Source organism: Noviherbaspirillum sp. Root189, assembly GCF_001428545.1.
Taxonomy (GTDB): Bacteria; Pseudomonadota; Gammaproteobacteria; order Burkholderiales; family Burkholderiaceae_D; genus Noviherbaspirillum.
Window position 1 is genome coordinate 67,139 of sequence record NZ_LMHZ01000005.1, and the last position, 22,559, is coordinate 89,697.

The 22,559-nt window shown below is 56.2% G+C and carries 26 protein-coding genes; 9 read left to right on the forward strand and 17 right to left on the reverse strand.

All coding sequences use genetic code 11. The annotated features are described in order from the left end of the window. Genes ureE through ureG form a run of 3 tightly spaced genes read left to right on the forward strand, consistent with a single transcriptional unit; the run spans window position 1 to window position 1,850 of the window. Entirely contained in the window at window positions 1-519 is a 519-nt protein-coding gene (gene ureE / locus ASE07_RS03910) for an urease accessory protein UreE (RefSeq protein ID WP_057289503.1), read from the forward strand. A gap of 1 nt (window position 520) precedes the next feature. Further along, the gene (locus tag ASE07_RS03915; protein WP_057289504.1) at window positions 521-1,201 is read left to right on the forward strand and encodes an urease accessory protein UreF; all 681 of its coding nucleotides are present in this window, start codon (window positions 521-523) and stop codon (window positions 1,199-1,201) included. Window positions 1,202-1,220: 19 nt separating this feature from the next. Beyond that, window positions 1,221-1,850, forward strand: coding sequence for an urease accessory protein UreG (ureG, locus tag ASE07_RS03920; RefSeq protein WP_442946048.1), 630 nt, complete (start codon window positions 1,221-1,223; stop codon window positions 1,848-1,850). A 112-nt stretch (window positions 1,851-1,962) separates the two neighbouring features. Here ureG and ubiT read toward each other — a convergent pair whose 3' ends face one another. From ubiT to ASE07_RS03965, 9 genes are all read right to left on the reverse strand, one after another. After that, window positions 1,963-2,460, reverse strand: coding sequence for a ubiquinone anaerobic biosynthesis accessory factor UbiT (gene ubiT, locus ASE07_RS03925; RefSeq protein ID WP_235548345.1), 498 nt, complete (start codon window positions 2,458-2,460; stop codon window positions 1,963-1,965). Between the two features lie 38 nt (window positions 2,461-2,498). Continuing rightward, window positions 2,499-3,116 carry a PAQR family membrane homeostasis protein TrhA gene (gene trhA / locus ASE07_RS03930; RefSeq protein WP_057289506.1) on the reverse strand — a complete coding sequence of 206 codons (618 nt, stop codon included), beginning with the start codon at window positions 3,114-3,116 and terminating at the stop codon, window positions 2,499-2,501. Window positions 3,117-3,129: 13 nt separating this feature from the next. After that, window positions 3,130-4,017, reverse strand: coding sequence for a U32 family peptidase (locus ASE07_RS03935; RefSeq protein ID WP_082583942.1), 888 nt, complete (start codon window positions 4,015-4,017; stop codon window positions 3,130-3,132). Window positions 4,018-4,055: 38 nt separating this feature from the next. Beyond that, window positions 4,056-5,102, reverse strand: coding sequence for a ubiquinone anaerobic biosynthesis protein UbiU (gene ubiU / locus ASE07_RS03940; protein ID WP_057289507.1), 1,047 nt, complete (start codon window positions 5,100-5,102; stop codon window positions 4,056-4,058). Between the two features lie 399 nt (window positions 5,103-5,501). Next, the gene (locus ASE07_RS03945; protein ID WP_057289508.1) at window positions 5,502-6,302 is read right to left on the reverse strand and encodes a competence/damage-inducible protein A; all 801 of its coding nucleotides are present in this window, start codon (window positions 6,300-6,302) and stop codon (window positions 5,502-5,504) included. 75 nt (window positions 6,303-6,377) lie between these two features. Next, on the reverse strand, window positions 6,378-7,217 hold the full coding sequence (locus tag ASE07_RS03950; RefSeq protein ID WP_057289509.1) for an EI24 domain-containing protein: 840 nt from the start codon (window positions 7,215-7,217) through the stop codon (window positions 6,378-6,380). After that, window positions 7,217-8,203, reverse strand: a complete 987-nt coding sequence (locus ASE07_RS03955) for a sterol desaturase family protein (protein WP_057289510.1) — start codon at window positions 8,201-8,203, stop codon at window positions 7,217-7,219. The genes ASE07_RS03950 and ASE07_RS03955 overlap by 1 nt, the downstream gene beginning before the upstream one ends. Window positions 8,204-8,314: 111 nt before the next feature. Next, entirely contained in the window at window positions 8,315-9,067 is a 753-nt protein-coding gene (locus ASE07_RS03960) for a polysaccharide deacetylase family protein (protein ID WP_235548349.1), read from the reverse strand. A gap of 29 nt (window positions 9,068-9,096) precedes the next feature. Further along, on the reverse strand, window positions 9,097-10,065 hold the full coding sequence (locus ASE07_RS03965; RefSeq protein ID WP_057289512.1) for a YVTN family beta-propeller repeat protein: 969 nt from the start codon (window positions 10,063-10,065) through the stop codon (window positions 9,097-9,099). 282 nt (window positions 10,066-10,347) lie between these two features. On the opposite strand from ASE07_RS03965, the gene ASE07_RS03970 reads away from it, so the two are divergent. From ASE07_RS03970 to ASE07_RS03985, 4 genes are all read left to right on the forward strand, one after another. Continuing rightward, window positions 10,348-10,653: a hypothetical protein gene (locus ASE07_RS03970; protein WP_057289513.1), complete on the forward strand. Its 306-nt coding sequence runs from the start codon at window positions 10,348-10,350 to the stop codon at window positions 10,651-10,653. 104 nt (window positions 10,654-10,757) lie between these two features. Next, window positions 10,758-11,114: an FKBP-type peptidyl-prolyl cis-trans isomerase gene (locus ASE07_RS03975; protein ID WP_057289514.1), complete on the forward strand. Its 357-nt coding sequence runs from the start codon at window positions 10,758-10,760 to the stop codon at window positions 11,112-11,114. Between the two features lie 137 nt (window positions 11,115-11,251). After that, window positions 11,252-11,464, forward strand: a complete 213-nt coding sequence (locus ASE07_RS03980) for a hypothetical protein (RefSeq protein ID WP_200960879.1) — start codon at window positions 11,252-11,254, stop codon at window positions 11,462-11,464. A 251-nt stretch (window positions 11,465-11,715) separates the two neighbouring features. Next, entirely contained in the window at window positions 11,716-11,970 is a 255-nt protein-coding gene (locus ASE07_RS03985) for an acyl-CoA-binding protein (protein ID WP_057289515.1), read from the forward strand. 113 nt (window positions 11,971-12,083) lie between these two features. On the opposite strand, the gene ASE07_RS03990 is transcribed toward ASE07_RS03985, so the two are convergent. From ASE07_RS03990 to ASE07_RS04000, 3 genes are read right to left on the reverse strand one after another with little or no spacing between them, the layout of a single operon-like run. After that, window positions 12,084-12,368: a polyhydroxyalkanoic acid system family protein gene (locus tag ASE07_RS03990; RefSeq protein WP_057289516.1), complete on the reverse strand. Its 285-nt coding sequence runs from the start codon at window positions 12,366-12,368 to the stop codon at window positions 12,084-12,086. A gap of 4 nt (window positions 12,369-12,372) precedes the next feature. After that, complete coding sequence (locus ASE07_RS03995; protein ID WP_057289517.1) at window positions 12,373-13,377, reverse strand: 2-hydroxyacid dehydrogenase; 1,005 nt, start codon at window positions 13,375-13,377, stop codon at window positions 12,373-12,375. A gap of 6 nt (window positions 13,378-13,383) precedes the next feature. Next, the gene (locus ASE07_RS04000; RefSeq protein WP_235548346.1) at window positions 13,384-14,790 is read right to left on the reverse strand and encodes a sodium:proton antiporter; all 1,407 of its coding nucleotides are present in this window, start codon (window positions 14,788-14,790) and stop codon (window positions 13,384-13,386) included. Between the two features lie 473 nt (window positions 14,791-15,263). Between ASE07_RS04000 and fdxA the strand changes: the two genes are divergently transcribed. Then, window positions 15,264-15,587 (forward strand): ferredoxin FdxA, encoded by a 324-nt coding sequence (fdxA, locus tag ASE07_RS04005; protein ID WP_057289519.1) that lies wholly within the window; start codon window positions 15,264-15,266, stop codon window positions 15,585-15,587. A 191-nt stretch (window positions 15,588-15,778) separates the two neighbouring features. Here fdxA and ASE07_RS04010 read toward each other — a convergent pair whose 3' ends face one another. Then, complete coding sequence (locus ASE07_RS04010) at window positions 15,779-16,276, reverse strand: hypothetical protein (protein ID WP_162256858.1); 498 nt, start codon at window positions 16,274-16,276, stop codon at window positions 15,779-15,781. Between the two features lie 310 nt (window positions 16,277-16,586). Continuing rightward, window positions 16,587-16,862 (reverse strand): hypothetical protein, encoded by a 276-nt coding sequence (locus tag ASE07_RS04015; protein ID WP_057289521.1) that lies wholly within the window; start codon window positions 16,860-16,862, stop codon window positions 16,587-16,589. 295 nt (window positions 16,863-17,157) lie between these two features. On the opposite strand from ASE07_RS04015, the gene ASE07_RS04020 reads away from it, so the two are divergent. Then, entirely contained in the window at window positions 17,158-18,327 is a 1,170-nt protein-coding gene (locus tag ASE07_RS04020) for a GNAT family N-acetyltransferase (RefSeq protein ID WP_057289522.1), read from the forward strand. 125 nt (window positions 18,328-18,452) lie between these two features. Here ASE07_RS04020 and ASE07_RS04025 read toward each other — a convergent pair whose 3' ends face one another. The 3 genes from ASE07_RS04025 to ASE07_RS04035 form a co-directional block, all read right to left on the reverse strand. Further along, on the reverse strand, window positions 18,453-18,968 hold the full coding sequence (locus ASE07_RS04025) for a CinA family protein (protein WP_057289523.1): 516 nt from the start codon (window positions 18,966-18,968) through the stop codon (window positions 18,453-18,455). 207 nt (window positions 18,969-19,175) lie between these two features. Beyond that, entirely contained in the window at window positions 19,176-21,485 is a 2,310-nt protein-coding gene (locus tag ASE07_RS04030) for an NADP-dependent malic enzyme (protein WP_057289524.1), read from the reverse strand. Window positions 21,486-21,583: 98 nt separating this feature from the next. Continuing rightward, the gene (locus ASE07_RS04035) at window positions 21,584-22,372 is read right to left on the reverse strand and encodes an FRG domain-containing protein (RefSeq protein ID WP_057289525.1); all 789 of its coding nucleotides are present in this window, start codon (window positions 22,370-22,372) and stop codon (window positions 21,584-21,586) included. Window positions 22,373-22,559 lie beyond the last annotated feature (187 nt).

Genomic DNA, 22,559 nt, shown 5'->3' on the forward strand with positions numbered 1-22,559 from the left:
ATGCTTACACTTCATACCAAAATTGAGACCGCTGCCGAAGTCAGCGGCGAACTGATCCTCCCTTTCGAGCTTCGCGAAAAGAGCCGCCTGCGCGCGCAACTTGCCTCCGGCGAAGAAGTTGCTGTATTCACCGTGCGTGGAACGGTGCTTCGCAACGGCGATTTGCTCAAAGGCGACGACGGACGAGTCGTCCGGATCGTGGCGGCAAAGGAGTCCACGTATCGCGTGGAGTGCAATACGCCACGCACGCTGCTCCGTTGTGCCTTCCACCTTGGCAATCGTCATACGCAGGCACAGGTGGATGGTGACGATGGAAAGGGCTTCCTGCGTATCCGGAAGGATCCCGTACTCAAGGAAATGCTCGAAGGTCTCGGTGCAAAAGTAACTGAAGAACTTGCCGCGTTCGAACCGGAATCCGGTGCCTATGGCGGCGGCCACCATCACCATGGCGACGACCATCATCCACTGGCGCCGATTCCGTTGCGCCAGAAGATTCATCGTCCTTCCGACAAGAGCTGACATGCAGGCCACCGCCTTGCTCCATCTGCTGCAGTTAGCTAGCCCGTCGTTGCCGATCGGCGCATACAGCTATTCGCAAGGGCTGGAAGCAGCATTGGAATCCGGCATCGTGCGTAATGATGCGACGGCGCGGCAGTGGATCGTGGATGCCCTGCATCATGTCATCGCGCGTTTTGAAGCGCCGGTGCTGTGCCGTCTGATGCAGGCTTTCGCGGCACGCGACGCGCAGGCTGTGGCTGAATGGAATGAACGTTTTATCGCGGCGCGCGACACCGCCGAGTTTCGTGCCGAAACCATACAGATGGGCTACTCGCTGTCGAAGCTGGCATTGGAGCTCGGACTGGGCGATGAAGCGCTGCGTGACATTCTCCAGGCGCAGACTGAAATTCCCTTGCCAACTGCGCTGGCTTTTGCTGCCGTGGCTCTGCAGGTTCCGCATGATGCCGCCCTGCTCGGCATGCTGTTTTCATGGGCGGAGAATCAGGTGCTGGTATGCGTCAAGTCCGTTCCGCTCGGTCAGGTCGCCGGACAGAAGCTGCTTCTTTCGCTGCAGCCTGAGCTGGAAGCGGCGGCGCGGTATGCCGAACAGTTACCCGATCATGAGCTGTCCAATTGGTCGCCCGGCCTGTCGCTGATGTCCATGCAGCACGAAGTACAGTACAGCCGACTTTATCGTTCCTGAATTTTTATTTCTGATGACTATGAAACCATCCTCCAATCCTTTGCGTGTCGGCATCGGCGGTCCTGTCGGATCGGGCAAGACGGCGCTTTGTGAAATGCTTTGCAAGTCCATGCGCGACCATTACGACATGGCGGTCATCACCAATGACATCTATACCAAGGAAGACATGGAAATCCTGCTGCGTGCTGATGCCTTGCCGGCGGAGCGCCTGATGGGCGTGGAAACCGGTGGCTGCCCGCACACGGCGATCCGCGAGGATGCCTCGATCAATCTTGAAGCGATTGCACGAATGAGCGCGGATTTTCCGGACCTGGATCTGATCCTGGTCGAATCGGGCGGGGATAATCTTGCAGCGACCTTCAGCCCGGAATTGTCGGACCTCACAATCTATGTGATCGACGTGGCGGGTGGGGAAAAGATTCCACGCAAGGGCGGACCGGGCATTACGCGGTCGGACCTGCTGATCATCAACAAGACGGATCTTGCGCCTTATGTGGGAGCGAACCTGGACGTGATGGCGAGTGATGCGAAGAGGATGCGCGGCGATCGGCCGTTTATCTTTACCAACCTGCGCAGTGGTGAAGGCGTGGAAAAGGTCGTGGAGTTCATTCGCAGGCAAGGATTGCTGGATGAGGTGAAGGCTCGATAGGGAACGACGCTACTTGATTCAGAAGTCTTGCATTAACCTACCTCTCTGTCAGTTGCTCCTCCGTCTTTTGTAAAAGGCAGCAAGAAGCGATGGCGCTATCTGGTGGGTTACTCTAAGGCTGTCCTTCTGTAAAACCTCCGCGATTTTTCAGTAAGGACAACATATGCCTTGGCGCCAGCCTAAGGAACTCGGGTGCGGTAAGGTCAAGGCCATCGAGGGCATTCTTCACCCGTAAACCAAGTTCGGTATCCCCGGTGATCAACAGCCTGCGGGAAAAGAACAGCGTGTCCGGATCCACCTGGCGGCGCGCAAGCAACAAGAAGTCGTGTGCATTTGCGCTGATGGTGAGATCAACCTCCGGGGTGGGAGCACACGCCGAGAAGTGGCCGTTATTCCATCGGAAAGCGAAATTAGCGCCTGCATCGATCACGCCGATACGTAAGGTCTTTCCCTGCAATGCTTCACACAGGTCGCCCGGCAAATGTCGGGTCAACCCAATATTAAGGCCGATGGTGAACAATACAGAGCCAGGGTAAGAAGGTAGCAACGACAACAGCCGGCCTACTGGGCCGGGCAGAACATAAGCCTGTTCCATCTCGCGTTCTTTCATTCAGTTAAGTATCAGGATGTGGCGCTTGCCAGCTCGGCTCATAGAACGTGGAAAGCAATTGCCGAATAATGGCAGGCACTGCCGCCAAGAACAAAAAGGTGCCAGACGCCATGGCCATGAGGAATGCGTTTGTCCAGTGCATAGAACACGATGCCAATCGTGTAGACCACCCCGCCGGCGATCAACCAGGCCAGCCCGGTCCGGCTCAACAACGCGCTCAGCGGCACGATCGCTCCCAATGCAAGCCAGCCCATCGCCAGATAGATGACGAGAGACGAAATGCGAGGCCCCCTGGCAAGCCAGATTTCCTGCGCAATGCCGACTGCAGCCAGCCCCCATATAGTGCCAAACAGGCTCCAACCGAGCCCACCTCGCAAAGTGACCAAGGTGAATGGTGTGTAGGAACCGGCAATCAACAAATATATTGCGCAGTGGTCCATCTTGCGCATGATGTCTTTGGCCGGGCCGCGGGTGCCATGATAAAGCGCCGAAATGGCGTACAAGGCGGACAACATTGCGCCATACACGCTGACGCTCACCACCTTCCATGGATCACCGCCACGGGCCGCGAGCAGGATGAGTATTGCGCTGCCGCAGAGCGCCAACACCGTACCGGCAAGGTGCGTAACGACGTTGAGTCTTTCGCCATGGACCATGCCGCATGTCTTCCTATGCAGCGATCTGGTTCAGACCGGGCTGGCCATGCCAGTAGCCGTCGCAGAACCGGTCGGGCGCCAGGGCTTCCATGTCCGCAAGAGCCTTTGAGACCGTCTTTTCGCCGTTCATCGCGGCATGGAAGAGCGTCACGATTTCGTCGGTATGGTTCGCCTGCGGACTGATACGGAGCACGCCGACACCCAGTTCGCGAAACGCATCCATTTCCCTTACCAGGTTATAGACAAGCGCCGACTGCGTCTGGATGCCATTCAATGTGAGGAAATGTTCCGACTCACGGGTTTTCATCAACAGGCCGTCCGGATACTCAAGGCATTTGAACTGACAGTCGTCCTTGGGTAAATTGTGATGACGAGCGGTGAAGCATCGGGCCGAATAGGCGAGGGGCATGCGGCCATAAGCAAAGAGTTCGGTTTCGATCTGCACCTTATCCTCAAGGACACAGGCAAGCGACTGTCGGCTTGTCTCGAGAGGAACGACCCAGCGCCGGGCGCCGAGTTTAGCCATAAGCTGCAGTGTTTGCGCGTTGTAGATGTTGAGCTGAGAGCCGGCAATGAAGGGAGCAACGTCGGCGAGCAAGCGAACGGCGCCGAAGTCATTGGCTTCCACCAGAAAACCGCCATTACCGGTAATTGCCTTCAGTACGGTGACGTCGGACTTCGACTCCAGCAATACCTGGGTTGAAAGAATCACTTCCTTTCCTGCGTCGCGCAGTTTTTCAGCAATGTTCGTCCAGTCTGCAAGGCGCAGTTCATGCCGGCGCGAGCATACGGTTTCGCCTAGATAGACAATATCCACCGGCGTTGCCGCGATGGATTTATAAAACCGGAAAACAGCATCACGTGGCCAGTAGTATTGAATGGGACCCAATGCGAGCTTCAAGATATTCTCCCCAATGCGTGTTGAAGACAGGCCCTCATCTATTTCCAGGGCCTGTGGTAAGCGCCAAGCGTGTGCTGCCGACCTTCGGCAACCGCATCGAGGGTATTCATCCAGATGGGCTTGATCGAGTAACGCTGCCCGGCGGCGTTGCAGGTGTCGATCGCAGCACGCCATACCTTTGTCACCTCCGCCACGTACGCAGGGCTGCGTTGCCTGCCCTCGATCTTGATTGCCCGTACGCCAATTTCGGCAAGGCGTGGAAGCAGCTCCAGGGTATTGAGGCTTGTCGGCTCCTCGATCGCGTAGTAGTTTTCATCATTGACATCAAACCGTCCCTTGCAGAGCGTTGGATATCCGGCGTTTTCTCCGTCTTGGTAACGGTCGATGAGAACGCCGTTCAGGCGTGATTCAAGTCCCTGAGGTGTCTGATTCCAGCGCACTGCCTTGGCAGGCGAACAAACGCCATGGGTGTTTGGTGATTCACCGGTAACATAGGAAGATAGCGCGCAGCGTCCTTCCACCATGACGCACAAACTGCCGAAGCCAAAGACTTCGATCTCGACCGGCGTATGTTGCACCACATGTTCAACCTGCTGTAGCGACAGGACGCGAGGCAGCACCGCCCGCGCGACACCGAAGCGTTCACGGTAAAAGTTGATCGCTTCAACATTGGTCGCCGACCCCTGCACGGACAGATGCAACCGCAATTGCGGGTGCTTTTCCGATGCGTACTGCATCAGGCCGGGATCGGCCAGGATAACGGCGCTCACACCGAGATCCGCCGCACGGTCCACAGCATCCCGCCACTGCACCCATGAAGCGGCTTGCGGATACGTGTTCAGCGCAACCAGCACCTTGCTGCCATGATCGTGAGCGTAGCGAATGCCTTTGGCAATGGCGTCATCGTCAAAGTTTAATCCGGCAAAATTGCGTGCATTGGTCGAATCGCGAAAGCCGATGTACACGCAGTCGGCACCATGTTCAACAGCTGCCTTCAACGCTGGAAGGCTTCCCGCCGGACAAATCAGTTCCATCTTGTTGGCGGGCACTGCAGCGTTGTCGCTGTTGGCAGGATTGGGCTTCATCGTGAGGAGTTCCTTGGACAGACAGAGGTAAGACACATGCGCCGTGCGCGGCGCTGCCGTTTCTACTTCTGTGTCTGTATGTCATTTTGAAAACCTCGAGACTTTATCTTGAGGGTGCATCGCTAGTCCTTAGCACACATCAAGAATTTCAATCTCTGCTGCACTTTGCATGATGCCAAAGGAACTCTTAAGCGAAACGAGCGAAACTTCTTTGTGTGTCGAAGAAAATGACGTTCACGATGGCGGTCGCTCGTGGGCGATACCATCGGCGCACGCAAATGGATTTGCGTCCGCCGGACGCATTAAGGGAACGCTGAATGAGCGGCCAGGGTTGACGTCTTTCTTCGACTACCCGGCCGAAATCCGGAAGGTATTACAGGCCACCTGCGTTGGTCCCCTTCAGCATCCCTGATACTCGGCCCCCAGGCGATCCAGTTCGCCCACCATCTTCGCAAAGGCCAGTTCCACCTGCGATGGCTCACCCTTCACCCCCAGCTCAATATGCCGGCGAATAGTCGCATCACCCACACTTGGCAGACTAAACACCTTCACCAGCGGGAATTCGCTTTCCAGCGCCTCCATTAAAGGCGTCAACCTCGACTCCGCCTGCTCAAACACCAGCACTGCCTTTTCCAGCCGCGGCACTTTCTGGAACAGGTGCGAATACCTGTTATCAAGCACCCACTCGATCATCGGCCACGCCATTACCGGAAAGCCCGGCACGAAATACGTCGCCCCGCCCACACCGTGTTCGACATAGAACCCGGGAATTTTATTGTAGGGATTTGGAATGATCGACGCGCCTTCGGGAAACTCGCCCATCTTCAATCGGTGCGCGTTGTCCGCCGCGTTATAGTCAGGCGCCTTGCCGGCCTCTCGCGCCACATCCGCGATACGTTCCTCGATCTTTGCCTTTGCCTCGGGATGCAAGACAAGTGGCAGGTTCAACGCTGCCGCCGCACATTGACGCGTGTGATCGTCCGGCGTCGCACCGATGCCGCCGCAAGAAAATACGATGTCGTCAGTGGCAAACGCACGCGTCAGGACATTCGTGATACGCGCACGGTCGTCTCCGGCATATTCGGCCCAGGAAAGCTGCAGGCCGCGTGCGTTCAACAATTCGACGACTTTGGGAAAATGCTTGTCGGTACGTTTTCCGGAAAGGATTTCGTCACCGATGATAATCAGTCCAATGGCCATGGCAGCAAGTTGATTGGCAAAAGGACATTATGCCTCAGCCACTGAAATTCATCCTGTCGCCACCTTTGATGGTTCTCAGTTGATATCCTTCATGGGCGGCGAAGTGGTTACCGGCATATTGGCCGCGCCACGAGATTGCGCCAGCGCATCAAGGCAATAGTGCTCGAACCACAGGCCTGTAAACACGAATACCAGCACGTAGAGCCAGATCGCACCCGCGGCCAGCAGGGGAAAGAAAATGACCGACAGGGCGCCGCCGAGCCAGAGCAAGGTAGGCGCCGCGCCCATGGCGCCAGTGATGGCGCCGATGGCTAGCAGCGGCCAGCGATGCTGCCTGAGGACGAGCTTTATTTCCGAGGCATCCGCATGGTCGGCCAATGCGTCATAGGCCATGACCCGGTAAGTCAGCCAGCCCCAGAGTGCAGGCTGCACAATAAACGTCAATGGCGGAAACATGGATAGCGGCAAAGTGATCACCCACAACACCGCAAAGATAAGGAAGGAATAAGTCGCAATCCACAGGCTGCCCAGCACGGTCCCGCCCTTGCGTTGTTCCAGTAGCGGGTAATGACGGCTGCCGATGTGACGCGCGATGATGGGCATGGCAAAAACGCCAACGAATACCAGCGCGGTCAGGATCATCAATGGCAGCAGCACCCACATTGCGATCAGCGGGACAATGACCGTTTTGATGGCGCCAAGTCCGAACCAGCCGAGCATCTCGCCGGCTACCTGAAAACCATTGTTGTCGGCAAAATAGGCATGCAGCCAATCGATCATCGGCTGCAGCCCCAACCACAGCAGAACACCCCAAAGCGCGACCGACAGCACGAAGGGAAGGATGGTCAACAATAGCATGCGGAAATGCAGCTGTGACAGCAGCGCCTTGCCAAAGGCGACCAGAACCTTTTTCATCAAGATGTTTTCCTGCGCGCGAACTCACGCATATGCTTCAGCCCCAGCCACTGCTGTGCCCAGAAGCCACGTCCGTAATCACGTCCTTTACCTTCAGGTGGCGGCAGCTGGTCACGAATACCTGTCATGGCAAATTCCCTGCTGAAGCGGGCAGTACGAAACACGATGTCCCATACCGGGAACAGGACCGCGAAATTGCAGCCACCCAAGGTTCCGCCGCCTTTTGATTCATGTCCGATCCCAATCGCATGATGAGTGCGATGGAAGCGCGGAGAAACCAGCAAACGCTCACCGATTGCACCGAAGTGAACACGTACATTGGCATGCTGCAAACTCTGCAACATGCGCGAGGCGGCGACCAGTAATACATATTGCGACGGTTCGACCCCAATGACCAGCGCGATGACCGCCAGATAAATGTCACGCAGCAAGTCGTCGAGTAGATGGTTGCGGTTATCCGACCACAGGTTCATATCCAGCTGGCTGTGGTGCAAACTGTGCAAGCCCCACCACCATCCGAACTGATGGCTGGCGCGGTGATACCAGTAATCGAAGAAATCGAGCACCACGAGATAAATCAGGAAAGCGACTACGGGAACATCCGTCACACTTGGCCACAGCGTTTCCAGATTGAAGTGAACGACGCCCAGCAGGCGCAAATGTCCGGCAATCAGGTCGAATAGCGGGTCCAGAAGAAAAAACACGACCAGCGTAAAGGCGCCGAGGCGGTGGATGCAGCTGTAAAGAAAATCGATCCGCCGGGCTGACGGGTCAATATCTTTCTTGACCGGAATCCACGCTTCAAGCGGGCGCAGGACAATGAAGAGTATGGCAAGCTCAAGCAGGCCGAGTAAAAACCATTCGGTGCCGTCAAACGCTTCTTCAGTGACGTCGCCAAGTGTCAGCATGTACAGCAAGGGCTGCACGACGCTCTGGAATAACCAGCCATGGATATCCGAAAACCATTCGACAAGGGTGTGGGTCATGTTGTCAGTGTCTGAAGGTTAATACGTTAATACACTCATGCATCACTCATGCATCGGGCCGATGCGTGAATGCCCGCGGGTGCACGCCCATCTCGGACTATGCGGCAACTGTCAGCGTTTCCTGCGGTAGGCGGGATGGTCTCGCAAGGTGGCAAAGCAAAAGCCCTTTTCCTTCAGCCCCGTGATCAGGGGATCAAGGACAGCGGGCGCCCATGGATCTTTGCGCGACCAGATGCCAAGATGCGCGACGAAGATATCACCGTCTTTCAATCCATTCAACGCACGCTGAAGCAAACGGCTGTTCGGCCACGTCTCGCTGGGCAATTCGTCGCCGGAAAAGCCGGCGCCATCCGTCCACCCCACATGGGCATAACCGCAGGATTCGCCCGCAGCGCGCAGTCCCGGGGTAAGCCGGCCACCCGGGGCACGCCATAGCGGATCGAGCCTGGCGCCGGTAAGATCGGTAAATCGCTGTTCGACCCGTCGCAATTCGTTGCAGTATTGTTGCGCTGTCCACACCTGCTGCTTGCCGGCGTTCGGACCAAACTGAGGCTTCATGGCAAGCCGCCCGTCCGGCAGGTCACGCTGGACATAGACATGATCAAAAGTATGGGTGCCGAATGCATGCCCTTCCGCTACCCGCGCCTTCCAGTAAGGTGCCCAGGACGGGTCCAGGGAATAGTCGCCGTTGACGGTCTTCTCGTTGGCCAGGAAGAATGTCGCCTTGACATGATGCTTGTTCAGTGTGCTGGCGATATGGTCGGCCTGCGACTGGCTACCGGTGTCGAAGGTCAGGTAAATGGTGCCCTTGCAAACCGCATCCGCAGGACCGGCGCTGACATGTACGGGAACGGCCACCGTCATCAGGCTGGCGACGACCAGCAGGTTTTTCATCACATCCGCGGAGCGTGGTTGGCAAAATATACACCGTGCGGCGAACGGCCGACGGGAATAGTCTTGACCACTTTCTTCGTTGCGACATCGATGACGGCGACCTTTTTCACCCAGCGCAGCGTTGTCCACAGTGTCTTGCCGTCATCGGTCAGCTCCATGCAATCGGGACCGCCGGGTACATTAATGGTGCCGACATTTTCCAGGGTCTGCTGGTCAATGATATTGATCGTGTTGGACACCCGATTCGACACGAAGATATGCCGCTTGTCACCCATTGAGCGGAAGTTGTGCGCGCCTTCGCCAGCCTTGATTTTCTTGACCGTCTTTTGCGCGCGCCAGTCGATAACTTCAACATAATCGCTGCCCATGATGCCAACTAACAGATACTTGTCGTCGGGCGTCATGGAAATCCCTGCGGGAAGCTTGCCAACCGGGATGGTCCATTTCACGGTCTGGGTAGCAAGGTCAATCGCACTGACTTGATCGGAACCCTGCTGGGTAATGAAAACGGTTTTACTGTCTGCGCTAAAGGCCATGTGGCTGGGCAGTTTCGCGAGCGGCATACGCTTGGCGAGCTTGAAGTCCTTGCCGTCATAGCTATAGATGTCGACATGGTCGAGTCGTAGTGCATTCGACACAAACCATTTCTGGTCAGGCGAAAAACCTATCTGGTAAGGATCGATGATGTCCTTGACACGATTCTGGACCTGTCCAGTCCTGGGGTCGAGAAAAACCAGTTCGTTTCCGAGGGCGCTACCGACGATCAGTGACTTATTGTCGGGCGTGGCCATCAGGTGATGCGGCTCTTTACCGACGGTGATCGTGCCGATTTCCTTGTGCGAGGTCTGGTCCAGCAGACTAATGCTGGCGTCGCGCGAATTAAGTACGACAACCACATTCGCATGAGCGGCGGTCGCCAGCAACAAGGATGGCAGGACTGATAGAAGAAAGGCTGAAGGACGGAGCATGGGAACCAGTTAGTGAAAGGACGCCGCTTATTTTAACGCCCAGAAACTCCCACCTTGGAACAATATCGACCGGATGTTGCGTCAATTGGAGCATTCGCTCCTTTCATTGGTCTAAGCGACAGGATCTGCAGTGCTGACCGGCGCCTTGCATCATGACGAACTGCAAAGACTTGCGGCGAATACCGGGCAGCAAACACTGCACTAACGAACAGGGTCGTGCGGGCGTTGACCGCGCCGAGTCAACTAAGTCGCATTTTGTGTGAATTCCATTCTGATCTTCCCATGCACCTCGTCCAGATTTTTTTACCTCTTTATGACAACGTCGGCAATCGCCTACCGCCTTACTTGTTTACGACCACCCGAGACGAGATGATGGAACGCTTTGGTGGAATGACATCGTATAACCGCGTGCCGGCCAGCGGCCTTTGGCAGGACGACGGAAAGACTGTTCATGACGATCTTGTCATCTATGAAGTCATGACGGAGCCGTTGGATATGGCATGGTGGCGGCACTACCGGGATCAGCTCGAACACCGGTTCAGCCAGGACACCATCCTGATCCGGGTGCAGTGGATTGATTTGGTGTGATACCAGTTCTGGCTGCGATATAAACCGAACTTCTGCGTTCGGGATGATATTGGCGACAACTGCTACAATTTCGCCAATCTTGAACAAACGACAAAGGAAAACTCATGTCCACCACAATGACCGCATCCGGACTGCAATATGAAGACGTTACCGTCGGTTCCGGCGAGGAGGCCCAAGCCGGCCAGCAAGTGACGGTGCATTACACCGGCTGGTTGCAAAACAGCGATGGCAGTGCAGGCAAAAAGTTTGATTCCAGCAAGGACCGCAATGATCCTTTCGATTTTCCGCTGGGTGCCGGCCATGTCATCAAAGGTTGGGATGAAGGCGTACAGGGCATGAAGGTCGGCGGCGTTCGTAAGCTGATCATTCCGGCTTCGCTTGGTTACGGTGCCCGTGGCGCGGGTGGCGTGATTCCCCCGAATGCAACACTTATTTTTGAAGTGGAACTTCTCGGCGTCTGACGACTCTTTCTCAAGAGCATCATTTCCCCGAATCGGTGGTTGGATAAACGTAAGTCTTGTCCGCTTTCCTCGCGGACGGTGCGATTTTCCAACCGGCGGCCATCCCCGCATGGCCGCTCTTCCGACCGGGATTGCGTTTGAAACACCTGCTTATCAGCCTTACCTCCGTCGTTCTTCTTATTCTCTGTACCGGTTGTGCGGTCGTCACCGTGGCTAGCACTGCAGTCTCGGTTGCCGGCACCGCCGTAAGCGTCGGCGTGACGGCGGGCTCAGTCGCCGTTGGCGCAGCGACCACTGTCGCCAAAGGGGCCGTTGCGGTTGGCGGCGCTGTAGTCGGGGACGACGAATAGACGTCCTGCGCGGATGAAATTTCGCAAGAACCGGTCGCTGCGTACCGGTTCGCGCTACCGTGCTGTCCATTGACATCCCACTTGAGCATGTCCTCTAGAGGATCGCTTTGGCAGCAGGTTTTTCTATGCTATTTTGGCACCGTCCTGGTCGCACACCACCGCGCGAACGCCCTGTATACATTGGCGCATCCGGGCATCTCGCAAGCGAACCATACCGATTCCATTCCGATTCCACTTCCAAAGGAGCATGCATGAGCCTTCAAGCCCAGTTCGACCAGGCTGTCCTCGATTCAAAGAACCTGCCGGAACGTCCGGACAATATGACCCTGCTCAAAATTTATGCACTCTTCAAGCAGGCAAGCACCGGCGACGCCAACGGTGATCGTCCGGGTTTCACCGACATGATCGGCCGCGCGAAGTACGATGCATGGGATGCGCTGAAAGGCACTTCCAAGGAAGACGCCATGCAGCAATATGTCGATCTGATTACCGATCTGAAGGGCTGATTGTCAGATTTTTTGGCGTTTTTCTGATTGTTGCTTGACCGGCGGAGTGAGCTCACACCGCCGGCATGCGCAGGCTGGTGGGTCCGACTCCCTCCGATCTCAGATTTCAGATTTCAGGCGTGGGCCGCAAAGACCTTCCGCATCTTTGCCGCCACCTTTTCCTCAATCGCCGCCGCAAACGCCTTGAACAGAAAACCGAGGCTGATTTCCACATGCGCTTCCCGTTCCGCCAGCGTGAGTGAGCCGGTTACGCCGGCGCGGTTGAACAGCAATACGTCGCCATCCCATTCGGATGTCATGTCATATTCCTGCGCCAGCTGGTCTGCGATGTGTTGCGCGGCGGCCCTGGCATGATGGTGTGGAAGCGTATGTCGCTGGATGATGCTGATATCTGCCATTCGTCTAACCCTTTGCCATTCCCTGTATCTTTGCCATCGCCTCGGGATTGAGAAGATTCGGCGGACTTATCCCGCCCAGCGCTGCAATCAGATTGTCGGCGGCGCAGTTGGCCATTGCGCGGCGTGTCGGTTCGGACGCGCTCGCGATATGCGGTGTCAGCACCACATTTGACAGGGTCAGGAAGCCAGGATCGAATGCCGGCTCATTTTCAAACACATCGAGCCCGGCCGCTGCGAGGCGGCCCGCACGCAAGGCCACGATCAAGGCCGCATCATCGACAATACCGCCGCGCGCAATATTGACCAAGGTGGCAGAGGGCTTCATCTGCGCAAGTTCGGCCGCACCGATGGTGTGATGCGCTTCCGGCGAATAAGGCAAGGCCAACATCACATGGTCGGCTGTGCGCAGCAACTCTTCCTTGCTCACATAGCGGGCATTATTGGCACGCGCTTCCAGTTGTTCCGGTACACGCGACCGATTGTGATAAATCACGTTCATGTCGAAACCCATGGACCGTCGTGCAATCGCCTGACCGATGCGGCCCATGCCAATGATGCCGAGGGTAGCGCCATGGATATCGGCGCCGAGCAAGGTGTCGTAACGCCACTTCTGCCATTTTCCGGCGCGCAGCCAGTGTTCGGATTCGGTTACGCGCCGGGCGGCCGCCAGCAGCAACGCCCACGCAAAATCCGCGGTAGTTTCATTTAGCACATCAGGGGTATTGGTCACCAGGATGCCTGCCTGCGTAGCGGCTGCCACATCAATGTTATTGAAGCCGACAGCCATGTTGCAGATGGCCTTGAGCGACGGGCAGGCTGCGATGACTTCGGCCGTGATGCTGGAACTTGGCGTGGTGAACACACCTGCCTTGCCTTGCAGTTTCGCGATCAGTTCGTCCTTCGAATAGAGTTGATCGTCCGGATTCGCTTCGACTTCGAAGTATTGGGACAGACGTTCAACCACGTCGGGAAAGACAGCGCGCGTTACGAGGATTTCAGGTTTGGTCATGCAGCCTCAACGAAAGAAAATGAAGGTCATCACAATGAACAAGGGTACCAGCACCATGCACGACCATGCCATGTATCCGAAGAAGGAAGGCATCTTGATGCCACGCTCTTCCGCGATCGCTTTCACCATCATGTTTGGCGCATTGCCGATGTAGCTGTTGGCGCCCATGAATACCGAACCGCAGGAGATTGCGGCCAGCGTGCCCGCAAGCTTGGTCATCAGCACGCCTGCATCGCCGCCGGCCGTATTAAAGAATACCAGATAGGTCGGTGCGTTATCGAGGAAGGACGAAAGCACCCCTGACGCCCAGAAATACATGGCGTTGATCGGCTGGCCATTGCCGTCGGTCACTGCACGGATGACGGATGCAAAAGCGCCCGCCTCACCGGCACGCAACATGGCGATCACAGGAATGATGGTGATAAAGATACCGGCAAACAGTTTTGCGACTTCCTGAATGGGGCCCCAACTAAATTCATTGCCTTCGCGTGCGGACTTCGGCGTAATTTTGAGGGAAATGAAAATGACCGCGATCAGAAGGATATCGCGCACCATATTCTGTAATTCCAGTTCGACACCGAATACGTTGAACATCACCCCGGACTTCCAGAAACCGCTCATCAGCACCAGGCCGACGATGACCGCCAGCAAGATAAAGTTTGCCTTGCCTTCGAAGCGAAGGGGGGCGTCGGGCGTGGGGTCAAGCGAAACCGGCTTGACTTCTTCCTTGTTGCGGTAGTAATACCCATCAAGCAGGTAAAAGATTGCCAGTAGCGCCGTACAAAGGAACAGCGTTTCCGGGAAGATATTTTGCATTGTCCAAAAGAAATCAACGCCCTTCAAGAATCCGAGGAAAAGCGGCGGATCGCCAAGTGGCGTCAGTGAGCCGCCGGCATTGGCCACCAGGAAAATAAAAAAGACCACGATATGCACCGCGTGCTTGCGGTTATCGTTGGCACGGATCAGCGGTCGGATCAGCAGCATTGATGCACCGGTCGTCCCCATGATGCTGGCTAGAATCGTCCCCAGTGCGAGCAGGCCGGTGTTCAAGGCCGGCGTTCCATGCAGGTTTCCATAGACGCAGATACCGCCTGCCACGACGAACAGCGATGTGATCAGGATGATGAAGGGAATGTATTCGCCGGCAAAAGCATGCAGCGCCCCGCCGCCGGCAGTGCCGGCACCGTAAATGAAGGCGCAAGGCAACAGAAAAGCCAGCGACCAGCCGAGAGCGATCTTGCCAAAGTGGTGATGCCAGAACATCGGCGTCAGTAGCGGGCAAAGCGCGATCGACAGCAGCAATCCTGCGAACGGCACACCCCATAGCGCGGACACGCCACTGCCATTGAACTCGGCCGCCTGGCTCAATGCCGGCAGCAGTCCAGCCAAACCGATCAGGATCTTTATGCGCACTTTCTGTCTCCCCCTATTTTTAATGGGGGCCATTTTATCTCGGAAAAACCGCCGATCTGGTGGTGGAACCCTACGTAGTGATACGTACCGGCGGCTGGTTTTCAACACGATTTCCCGCTTCGCCAAAGGCGAATCCGGGTTAAGACCTCACATGTCACTTGACGTGGTGCGCAAGCGCCGGCCATTCCGGCACACTTGTCCTACGCTTTTGTTGCATGCCCGACAATGACCAGAATGTCTGTAACGGCCGGCTTAAGCCTTTTTGCTCCATTGGCGCCGAACAGGCTTCGCATTTGCTTATTTGTAATCTGTCTAAGTCCCGTTTGTTAGAAGTTTGTTAGAAACAGTCAAATATCTTAAAATACAAGGCTTTGCAGCGGGCCGCATTATTTGGTGCGTCATACTGGCGCTTTTCAACCAGCCGCCCCGTCTTCAAGACAGATCAGGTTTAAAAATTTTCAGATAGGACTGTTATGACCCACGTTGTGACCGAATCCTGCATCCGCTGCCGTTATACCGACTGCGTGGATGTATGCCCGGTAGATTGCTTCCGCGAAGGCCCGAACTTTCTGGCGATCGACCCCGATGAATGCATTGACTGCGCGGTGTGCGTGGCTGAATGCCCGGTCAATGCAATCTATGCCGAAGAAGACGTGCCGGCCGATCAGCAGCACTTTATCAAACTGAACGTCGACCTTGCCCGCAAGTGGCCTTCGATTACCAAGACCAAGGATCCGCTGCCAGACGCGGATGACTGGAAAGACGTCAAGGATAAGCTCAAGGAACTCGCCGAGTAAGCGTGCGGAGCATTTCCTCGCTGCGGAGCATTTCTTCGCAATACCGGCATGCTGCTCTGACCAGGGTTTGGTTAGAGCAGCATGCCGGAGCAGCATCACCATCTTCATTTCTGCCTGTCGTATTTCCCCTCCACGCTGTTTCGTCATCTCGGCCTTTTCATTCGCCTTCCACATCACGGTCGGTGCTCGGGCTATTTTTCATGCACATATAAATCCAGCAGTTCCTGCAAGGCCTTGACGGTCGACGCATGATCACCGGTATGGAGAATTCCATAGCCACCGTGCTCAATCCAGCGCTCGATGTTTTCCGGTGTATCGTCGATCAGCACCTTGTGCGGGCCGCTAAATTCCTGTTTGAGTTTTTTTGGAACGACATGCACTGTGAATTCAGGGCCAAATATGCGAGCGACCCATTCACGTTTCTGTTCCTGAAAAATTCTTGAGGAAGGCGCCCCAGTCAAAAATATTGGCTCCAGGTCTCGCGTTGCTTCCCACAGCACCATGCAACCTTCGATCAGTTCCAGTTCCGCAAAAAATCGCTTGTCAGAATTCACCATCCTCCATAGACGGTTACGATCGAGTTCGCTGGGGTGCTTTCCGGTGAGATGCTTGACCCGTGCGTCAAAGTCGGCAAATACACCATCGAGGTCAAGAAATACCTGGAGCTTCGGTCGTTGCGATAGCGTCATGTGCTTTTCCTTTTCATTGTGCCTATGCGTTTTATTGATGTCCGTGCCGGGCACCGGCGCTGGCACAATTAACATCCAGACATGATGATATTGAGCCGACTTTTCTACAAAAAGTGCAAGGCAAATAATAGAGGGCATTCAAAGAACATTTAAGTTTTTCAAATGGCCAAAACACAAAGCACAAACACAAAGGCCGCCTTTCGGCGGCCTTTGTGTTTTTTTATCGCATCGGTTTACAGGACGCAACAACGTTACTTCGCACTGACACCCTAGCAGTGCAAATCATCTGACGTGCAGTATGGCCTGCAGCTCAAGATCCCGAACGCATGAAGTCCGGTGTAAAAACCATAGCGGAGCCACCTTGCGTAGGGTCCATACCTTTTGCCGCCGCCTTGTGCGGCGACACCTGGCGGCTACGCACGCGACGGGAAAATGCAGTGATGAATGCAGCATAGCCATTCGATCCCGGCCTGATCCCCTCCTGTGCCGCTTTGACAATCCCCATCTCGAACGTGTCGTCGAGGTCGTACGCAAGGTCGCCTTTGTCCCATGCGGATTCGTCGCGATGAACTAACTTCGGTTGCATTTTGTTTCCCAATATCAGACTAGAAGAATTCGTTGAACGTGCGGTGCTTGCATCGACGCGCGCCGTAATCAACTTTACCTGCGCGGCGTGCCTGAATTCAAGAGTTGTGTGTAACAGTTTGTTGAATCGTTAGAGCCGTACAACAAGCTTTGCAAGCTGTCATTGTGAACCTTGCCACGCTTGTGACGAAGATACGCCGAATGATGCCGCGCCCCTTGATCCATCTCTACACCGGCAACCGGACAAGCCTTATGTTGTCAGGAGGTGAACACGAATTGTCGAGCGAGAAATACCTATGCGACAGGATGCAGAGATCAATGTGAACCATGGACAATTTGTCTATGATGAATCATCGTCACCGCTTCCATCGGCTGCCGCTGAAATAGTTGATTCGCGGATTTACGACGCCGACATTCCCGACTTCGCCGGGTCCGAACTGGACCGTCTGTATGGGTCGTTGTATTCGTCGCTGTCACACTTCCGCATCAACGGCGGGCTGGAAGATGCCAGCACCTACATTTCAGAAAGAAACGGAAAGCCAGCTGTTATTCTTTTGTTTCGTATCGAGCGGCGAAACGCAAGGGTGATCAATGAAGGCATGCGTCTGCGCGCCGAAGACGTCGAGCGGTTTTGCGTCAATTTGTTTCAGCGCTACCCCCTGGTGACTTCAGTCACTTTCCATGCGGTTCGCATCGTGAATACCGAGCGACGCATCTCCTGCGTGCAGCAGCGCTTCTTTTGTGCCGAAGACTTCGTCGCCGATCTGCCGGACAGTGCTGAAGCTTATCTCGCCATGCTGGGCAATGCGACGCGGAAGAATCTCAAACGTCATCGCAACCGGCTCGAGCGAGCATTCCCCGACTTCTCGTTCCGGGTTGATGAAAAAGACGCCATCCGTGAAGACGATGTGCGTCGCATCATCGCATTCAACCGCGTGCGCATGGCGCAGAAGCAGAAAGCGTCTTTCATTGACGAAGAAGAAACGCAGCGCATCCTGCAGCTTGTAAAAACATGCGGAACGGTTTCCATCGTGACGATCGGCGGAGAACTCGCGGCGGGTGCAATCGCGGTCCGGATTGGTGACAGTGTCATATCCAAGGTCAATGCGCATGACTCCCGCTATGACGATTATCGACTTGGCATGCTGTGCTGCTATCTGACGGTATGCGCGGCTATCGAGGCCGGGGCTCGCCGATTTCATTTCGGACACGGGCGGTACGACTACAAGACCGCCCTGCTCGGCGCCCATGAAACTTATGACCACCTGGTGCTGTATCGCTCGCGCCTGCAACAGTTGCGCGACGGTCGCCGCGCGCTGGGAATCGCGTTATCCGGATATCGTGTCGAAGGAAGCCGATGGCTGCTCGACAAGATAGAGCGTGACAGCGGCGCCGGCTGGAATGTGATGCGCAAGGCCCTGGCCGCCTGGCGTGCCCGCAAGCAGCGTGGCGCCACAGCGACCTGATACGGCGATCCCTCGCATTTAACCCGGCGACGTGGCCGGCAATGCTCGCTTGTGAGCGGTTGCACGGACGCGTCGTTTCGTCAGGCCAGTCAGCGGTGCCACATCACAGGCACCATCACCACACCCTAATCATTGCTTTCAACGACCGGCGCGGGCACTTGGTTGTGGTAATGCCAGATGCGGCTGAGTGCATATTCGCTACCGGCTTGCCGCACCTCGTTGCGATCGCCGTTGAATCGACGTGTTTCCGAGAAAGTCGTCATGTTGCCATCGGTCTGAAATGACCATGCGAAGCAGATCGTTCCCGCCGGGATATCGCCATCGCCATTATCCGGCCCGGCGACACCCGTATCCGATATCGCGACGTTAGCTTTGCTGATGCGGAGTGCACCTTCCGCCATTTCGCGTGCGACTTCTTCGCTGGTCAGGTTATAGGTGTCAATGGTTTCGCGCTTGACGCCAAGACAGCGTATTTTTGCATCGGGAGAATAAGTCACGAATCCGCATTCAAGCCAGCTTCCGCAGCCGGGAATGTCCCCCAGCGTAGACGCAATCATGCCGGCGGTACAAGATTCGGCAGTAACGAGTTTAAGACGGTTTTCTTCAAGATAATGAACAACGCTCTCAAGGTGATGATTCATAGAATGTCCGGAATGTGGCGGGGGAGCCGCACGCAGCTTGATAGCGCGCCATGCAACCATGCGCTATATCGCGTAACGGCAACGGCGATGTTTTTTATACATCGATTGGACGTGCTTATAGCGAAAATGTTCGCGGGTCGAAGTATTGCCCCTTCAACCCTTCGACATTCCGCATGCCTTCCGCCGCGCACCAATGCCACAGCAGCGCTACGCGTTGACTTGTGAACGCAGCGCCGATACGTCCGCGACGGCTACTGCCGTCATATTGACGATCCGCCTCGACGTGGCGGCCGGATTCAAGATGTGGACCGGTTTGGCAGCGCCAAGCAAAATCGGGCCTACGGTGACACCATAACCGCCGGTAATCTTGAGCAGGTTGAACGCGATGTTGGCCGCATCGAGGGACGGCATGATCAGCAGGTTGGCGCTGCCGCTCATCTTGGTGCCTGGCAGGAAATGACGCCGGACGTCTTCCACCAGCGCGGCATCGCCCTGCAATTCCCCCTCCACATCCAGCTGCGGTGCAATGTCAGCGAGGATATCGCGCGCCGCCCGCATCTTGCGGGCAGATGGGCGGTCGGATGAGCCGAACATCGAGTGCGACAGCATCGCGACCTTGGGCTGGATGCCAAAACGCTGTATTTCTGCAGCGGCCAGTCGCGTAATGGCGGCGAGCTCCGCCGCACTCGGGTCGTCGTTTACATAGGTATCGGCAATGAACAAGGTGTATTTTTCCAGCATCAGCGCATTCATTGTGGCAAACACGCCGGCGTCAGGCGCCAGGCCGATCACATTGCGCACATGCTCAAGGTGGGCATCGAAGCGTCCCACCGTACCGCATAGCAAGGCGTCGGCGTCGCCCATATGAACCAGCATCGTGCCGATCAGGGTATTGGAGCGGCGCAATGCGGTCTTGGCCATATCGGGCGTGACGCCGTATCGTCCGCGCAGCTCATGGTAGGCCTCGTGATAGGCACGGTAACGCCGGTCGTTTTCCGGATCAACAATCTCGACATCCGTCCCGGTTTTGAGGCGCAGGCCAGCCTTTTTGATACGCATGTCAATGACATGCGGCCGGCCGATCAGGATGGGTTTTGCCAGCCCCTCGTCGACCACCGTCTGGACAGCGCGCAAGACGCGCTCTTCCTCCGCTTCCGCGAACGCCACGCGCTGCGGCGCGGCCTTCGCAGCGGAGAAAACCGGCTTCATCATCAGGCCGGTGTAGTACACAAGATGGCTGAGCTGCTGGCGATAAGCATCGAGATCCTGGATCGGCCGGGTCGCCACGCCGGATTCCTGCGCGGCACGGGCAACCGCTGGAGCGATCTTTTCGATCAGGCGCTGATCGAAGGGCTTGGGAATAATATATTCGGGGCCAAAGCTCAATTCCTGGCCGGCATAGGCGGTAGCCACCGCATCATTGGTTTCGGCTTCAGCGAGTTCCGCGATGGCCTTCACGCAAGCCAGTTTCATTTCCTCGGTGATCTTGGTCGCACCGCAGTCGAGCGCCCCGCGGAAAATATACGGGAAGCACAACACGTTATTCACCTGGTTTGGATAATCCGAGCGCCCGGTCGCGATAATGCAATCCGGACGCGCAGCTTTGGCAACTTCCGGGCGGATTTCCGGCTCCGGGTTGGCCAGCGCCAGGATGATCGGCCGGTCAGCCATGGTCTTGACCATGTCGCCGCTCAGTACGCCGGACGTCGAACAGCCAAGAAAGACATCCGCTCCCGCAACGATATCGGCCAGCGTCCGCGCGTCGGTCTGTTGCGCGTAACGCGCCTTGTTTTCTTCCATGCGTGCATCGCGGCCGACATGGATGACCCCGCGCGAATCCGCAACATAAATGTTTTCGTGCTTTGCGCCCAGGCTAACCATGGTGTCGAGGCAGGCGATGGCTGCCGCGCCGGCACCGGAGACCGCGATCTTGACCGAGGCAATCTGCTTGCCAACAACCTTCAGCCCATTCAATAGCGCCGCCGCCGAAATGATGGCGGTGCCATGCTGGTCGTCATGAAACACCGGGATATTCATGCGCTCCCGCAGTTTCTTTTCGATATAGAAACACTCGGGCGCCTTGATGTCCTCGAGGTTGATGCCGCCTACCGTCGGCTCCAGCATGGCGATCGCATCAACCAGTTTGTCGGCATCGTGTTCGGCCAGTTCGATGTCGAAGACATCGATGCCGGCGAATTTTTTAAACAGGCAACCTTTACCCTCCATCACCGGTTTGCCGGCAAGGGGGCCGATATCGCCGAGACCAAGCACCGCGGTGCCATTGGTGATCACCGCCACCAGGTTGGCGCGCGACGTGTATTCTGCTGCCGTTGCGGGATCACGGGCGATTTCTTCGCAGGCATAGGCGACGCCAGGGGAATAGGCTAGCGACAGGTCGCGCTGGTTAGATAGCGCCTTGGTGGCATTGACCTGGATTTTGCCCCTGGTGGGACTGCGATGGTATTCCAGCGCCGCTTCGCGCAATTGCGCATCCATGGTGGATTTGGTATCAGTCATGTCGTTCCGTATGGTTGCAGTGGAAAGAAGACGACATCACGATGCGTCGCTGGTTCTATGGCTATGCGCGACTGCCAATCCCGGCCAGAGGCCGGAGGTCAGAGGTTGCCCGGACCGGGTTCCGCCTGCCAGACCACTTCCAGCTCGACCCGGATCGAGCGCGCCAGTCCGTCAAGATCCGGAAAAAGCGTCGCATTGGTGATGTTCATCCGGTACAAGGCTTTCATTGCCTGCTCTCGCATGGTTTGCGATAGCACAAGCTTTTTGATCAGACAGGTTCCGGCGTGGTATTCATTGAGAATCTTATCGAGGGATTTGTCGACCACGCCCGGAACCACCATGGTGCCGGACTGCGCAACCAGCCGTCGGTCCATTTCTTCCGGTTCGCCGATCCACAGAAGATCGCTATTGTTTTGCAGGAAATAGCGGTCAAAGTTCCCGTCGATGCGAGGATCGATCGCATCGCGGCTGAGCCCGGGATTGCTTGCCGGCGTGGCATGCCAGAGTTTCGGCGTATTGAGTGCAAATACGGCAGCATCCGAGTCGGCTTGTTCCAGCGCAAAAAACGCCGCGACAAACGGCGATTTGGTGAAATCCAGCAAACGGGTTGGCGCGCCGTGATGCTGCATGAGGGCGAGACAGCGTAAATCATTGTCAAGAACACGTGGATCGGGCAGATAGTTGTGCGCTTTACGCCGGAAAATGCGGATTGCCCGCTCTTCGCGGCTGCGCCATGTCGTCCGGTCCGGAATAAAAGAATTCAGATAGCGCGACAGGGAACTCAGCAAGGGCCAGCCTGCTTCTTCCTGTCCACGAAACGCCCACCCATCCAGTTCGGATGATAGACCGACAAATTCATTCCAGTTTGAAACGAGAATCTCTTCCAAGTGACGTCCTTTGACGTTGCGAGGGGAACCAGCGCGGCGCTGTGTGATCGGATGATTTTAAATTTGATGGTGCGCCGTGAAGATTTCCTAAAACAACAATATAATACGCCCCCTGCTCCACCGACTGCATCGAGTTCACCCTCAGCCCGCCGTCGAGAACCGGGCTAGTTTTCACAGCTGCAGTATC

Bases quoted from the DNA above. Each gene is read 5' to 3' on its own strand.
- ureE (WP_057289503.1), top strand. From the start codon at position 1: ATGCTTACACTTCATACCAAAATTGAGACCGCTGCCGAAGTCAGCGGC.
- ASE07_RS03915 (WP_057289504.1), top strand. From the start codon at position 521: ATGCAGGCCACCGCCTTGCTCCATCTGCTGCAGTTAGCTAGCCCGTCG.
- ureG (WP_442946048.1), top strand. From the start codon at position 1,221: ATGAAACCATCCTCCAATCCTTTGCGTGTCGGCATCGGCGGTCCTGTC.
- ubiT (WP_235548345.1), bottom strand. From the start codon at position 2,460: ATGAAAGAACGCGAGATGGAACAGGCTTATGTTCTGCCCGGCCCAGTA.
- trhA (WP_057289506.1), bottom strand. From the start codon at position 3,116: ATGGTCCATGGCGAAAGACTCAACGTCGTTACGCACCTTGCCGGTACG.
- ubiU (WP_057289507.1), bottom strand. From the start codon at position 5,102: ATGAAGCCCAATCCTGCCAACAGCGACAACGCTGCAGTGCCCGCCAAC.
- ASE07_RS03945 (WP_057289508.1), bottom strand. From the start codon at position 6,302: ATGGCCATTGGACTGATTATCATCGGTGACGAAATCCTTTCCGGAAAA.
- ASE07_RS03950 (WP_057289509.1), bottom strand. From the start codon at position 7,217: ATGAAAAAGGTTCTGGTCGCCTTTGGCAAGGCGCTGCTGTCACAGCTG.
- ASE07_RS03955 (WP_057289510.1), bottom strand. From the start codon at position 8,203: ATGACCCACACCCTTGTCGAATGGTTTTCGGATATCCATGGCTGGTTA.
- ASE07_RS03960 (WP_235548349.1), bottom strand. From the start codon at position 9,067: ATGACGGTGGCCGTTCCCGTACATGTCAGCGCCGGTCCTGCGGATGCG.
- ASE07_RS03965 (WP_057289512.1), bottom strand. From the start codon at position 10,065: ATGCTCCGTCCTTCAGCCTTTCTTCTATCAGTCCTGCCATCCTTGTTG.
- ASE07_RS03970 (WP_057289513.1), top strand. From the start codon at position 10,348: ATGCACCTCGTCCAGATTTTTTTACCTCTTTATGACAACGTCGGCAAT.
- ASE07_RS03975 (WP_057289514.1), top strand. From the start codon at position 10,758: ATGTCCACCACAATGACCGCATCCGGACTGCAATATGAAGACGTTACC.
- ASE07_RS03985 (WP_057289515.1), top strand. From the start codon at position 11,716: ATGAGCCTTCAAGCCCAGTTCGACCAGGCTGTCCTCGATTCAAAGAAC.
- ASE07_RS03990 (WP_057289516.1), bottom strand. From the start codon at position 12,368: ATGGCAGATATCAGCATCATCCAGCGACATACGCTTCCACACCATCAT.
- ASE07_RS03995 (WP_057289517.1), bottom strand. From the start codon at position 13,377: ATGACCAAACCTGAAATCCTCGTAACGCGCGCTGTCTTTCCCGACGTG.
- fdxA (WP_057289519.1), top strand. From the start codon at position 15,264: ATGACCCACGTTGTGACCGAATCCTGCATCCGCTGCCGTTATACCGAC.
- ASE07_RS04010 (WP_162256858.1), bottom strand. From the start codon at position 16,276: ATGACGCTATCGCAACGACCGAAGCTCCAGGTATTTCTTGACCTCGAT.
- ASE07_RS04015 (WP_057289521.1), bottom strand. From the start codon at position 16,862: ATGCAACCGAAGTTAGTTCATCGCGACGAATCCGCATGGGACAAAGGC.
- ASE07_RS04020 (WP_057289522.1), top strand. From the start codon at position 17,158: ATGCGACAGGATGCAGAGATCAATGTGAACCATGGACAATTTGTCTAT.
- ASE07_RS04025 (WP_057289523.1), bottom strand. From the start codon at position 18,968: ATGAATCATCACCTTGAGAGCGTTGTTCATTATCTTGAAGAAAACCGT.
- ASE07_RS04030 (WP_057289524.1), bottom strand. From the start codon at position 21,485: ATGACTGATACCAAATCCACCATGGATGCGCAATTGCGCGAAGCGGCG.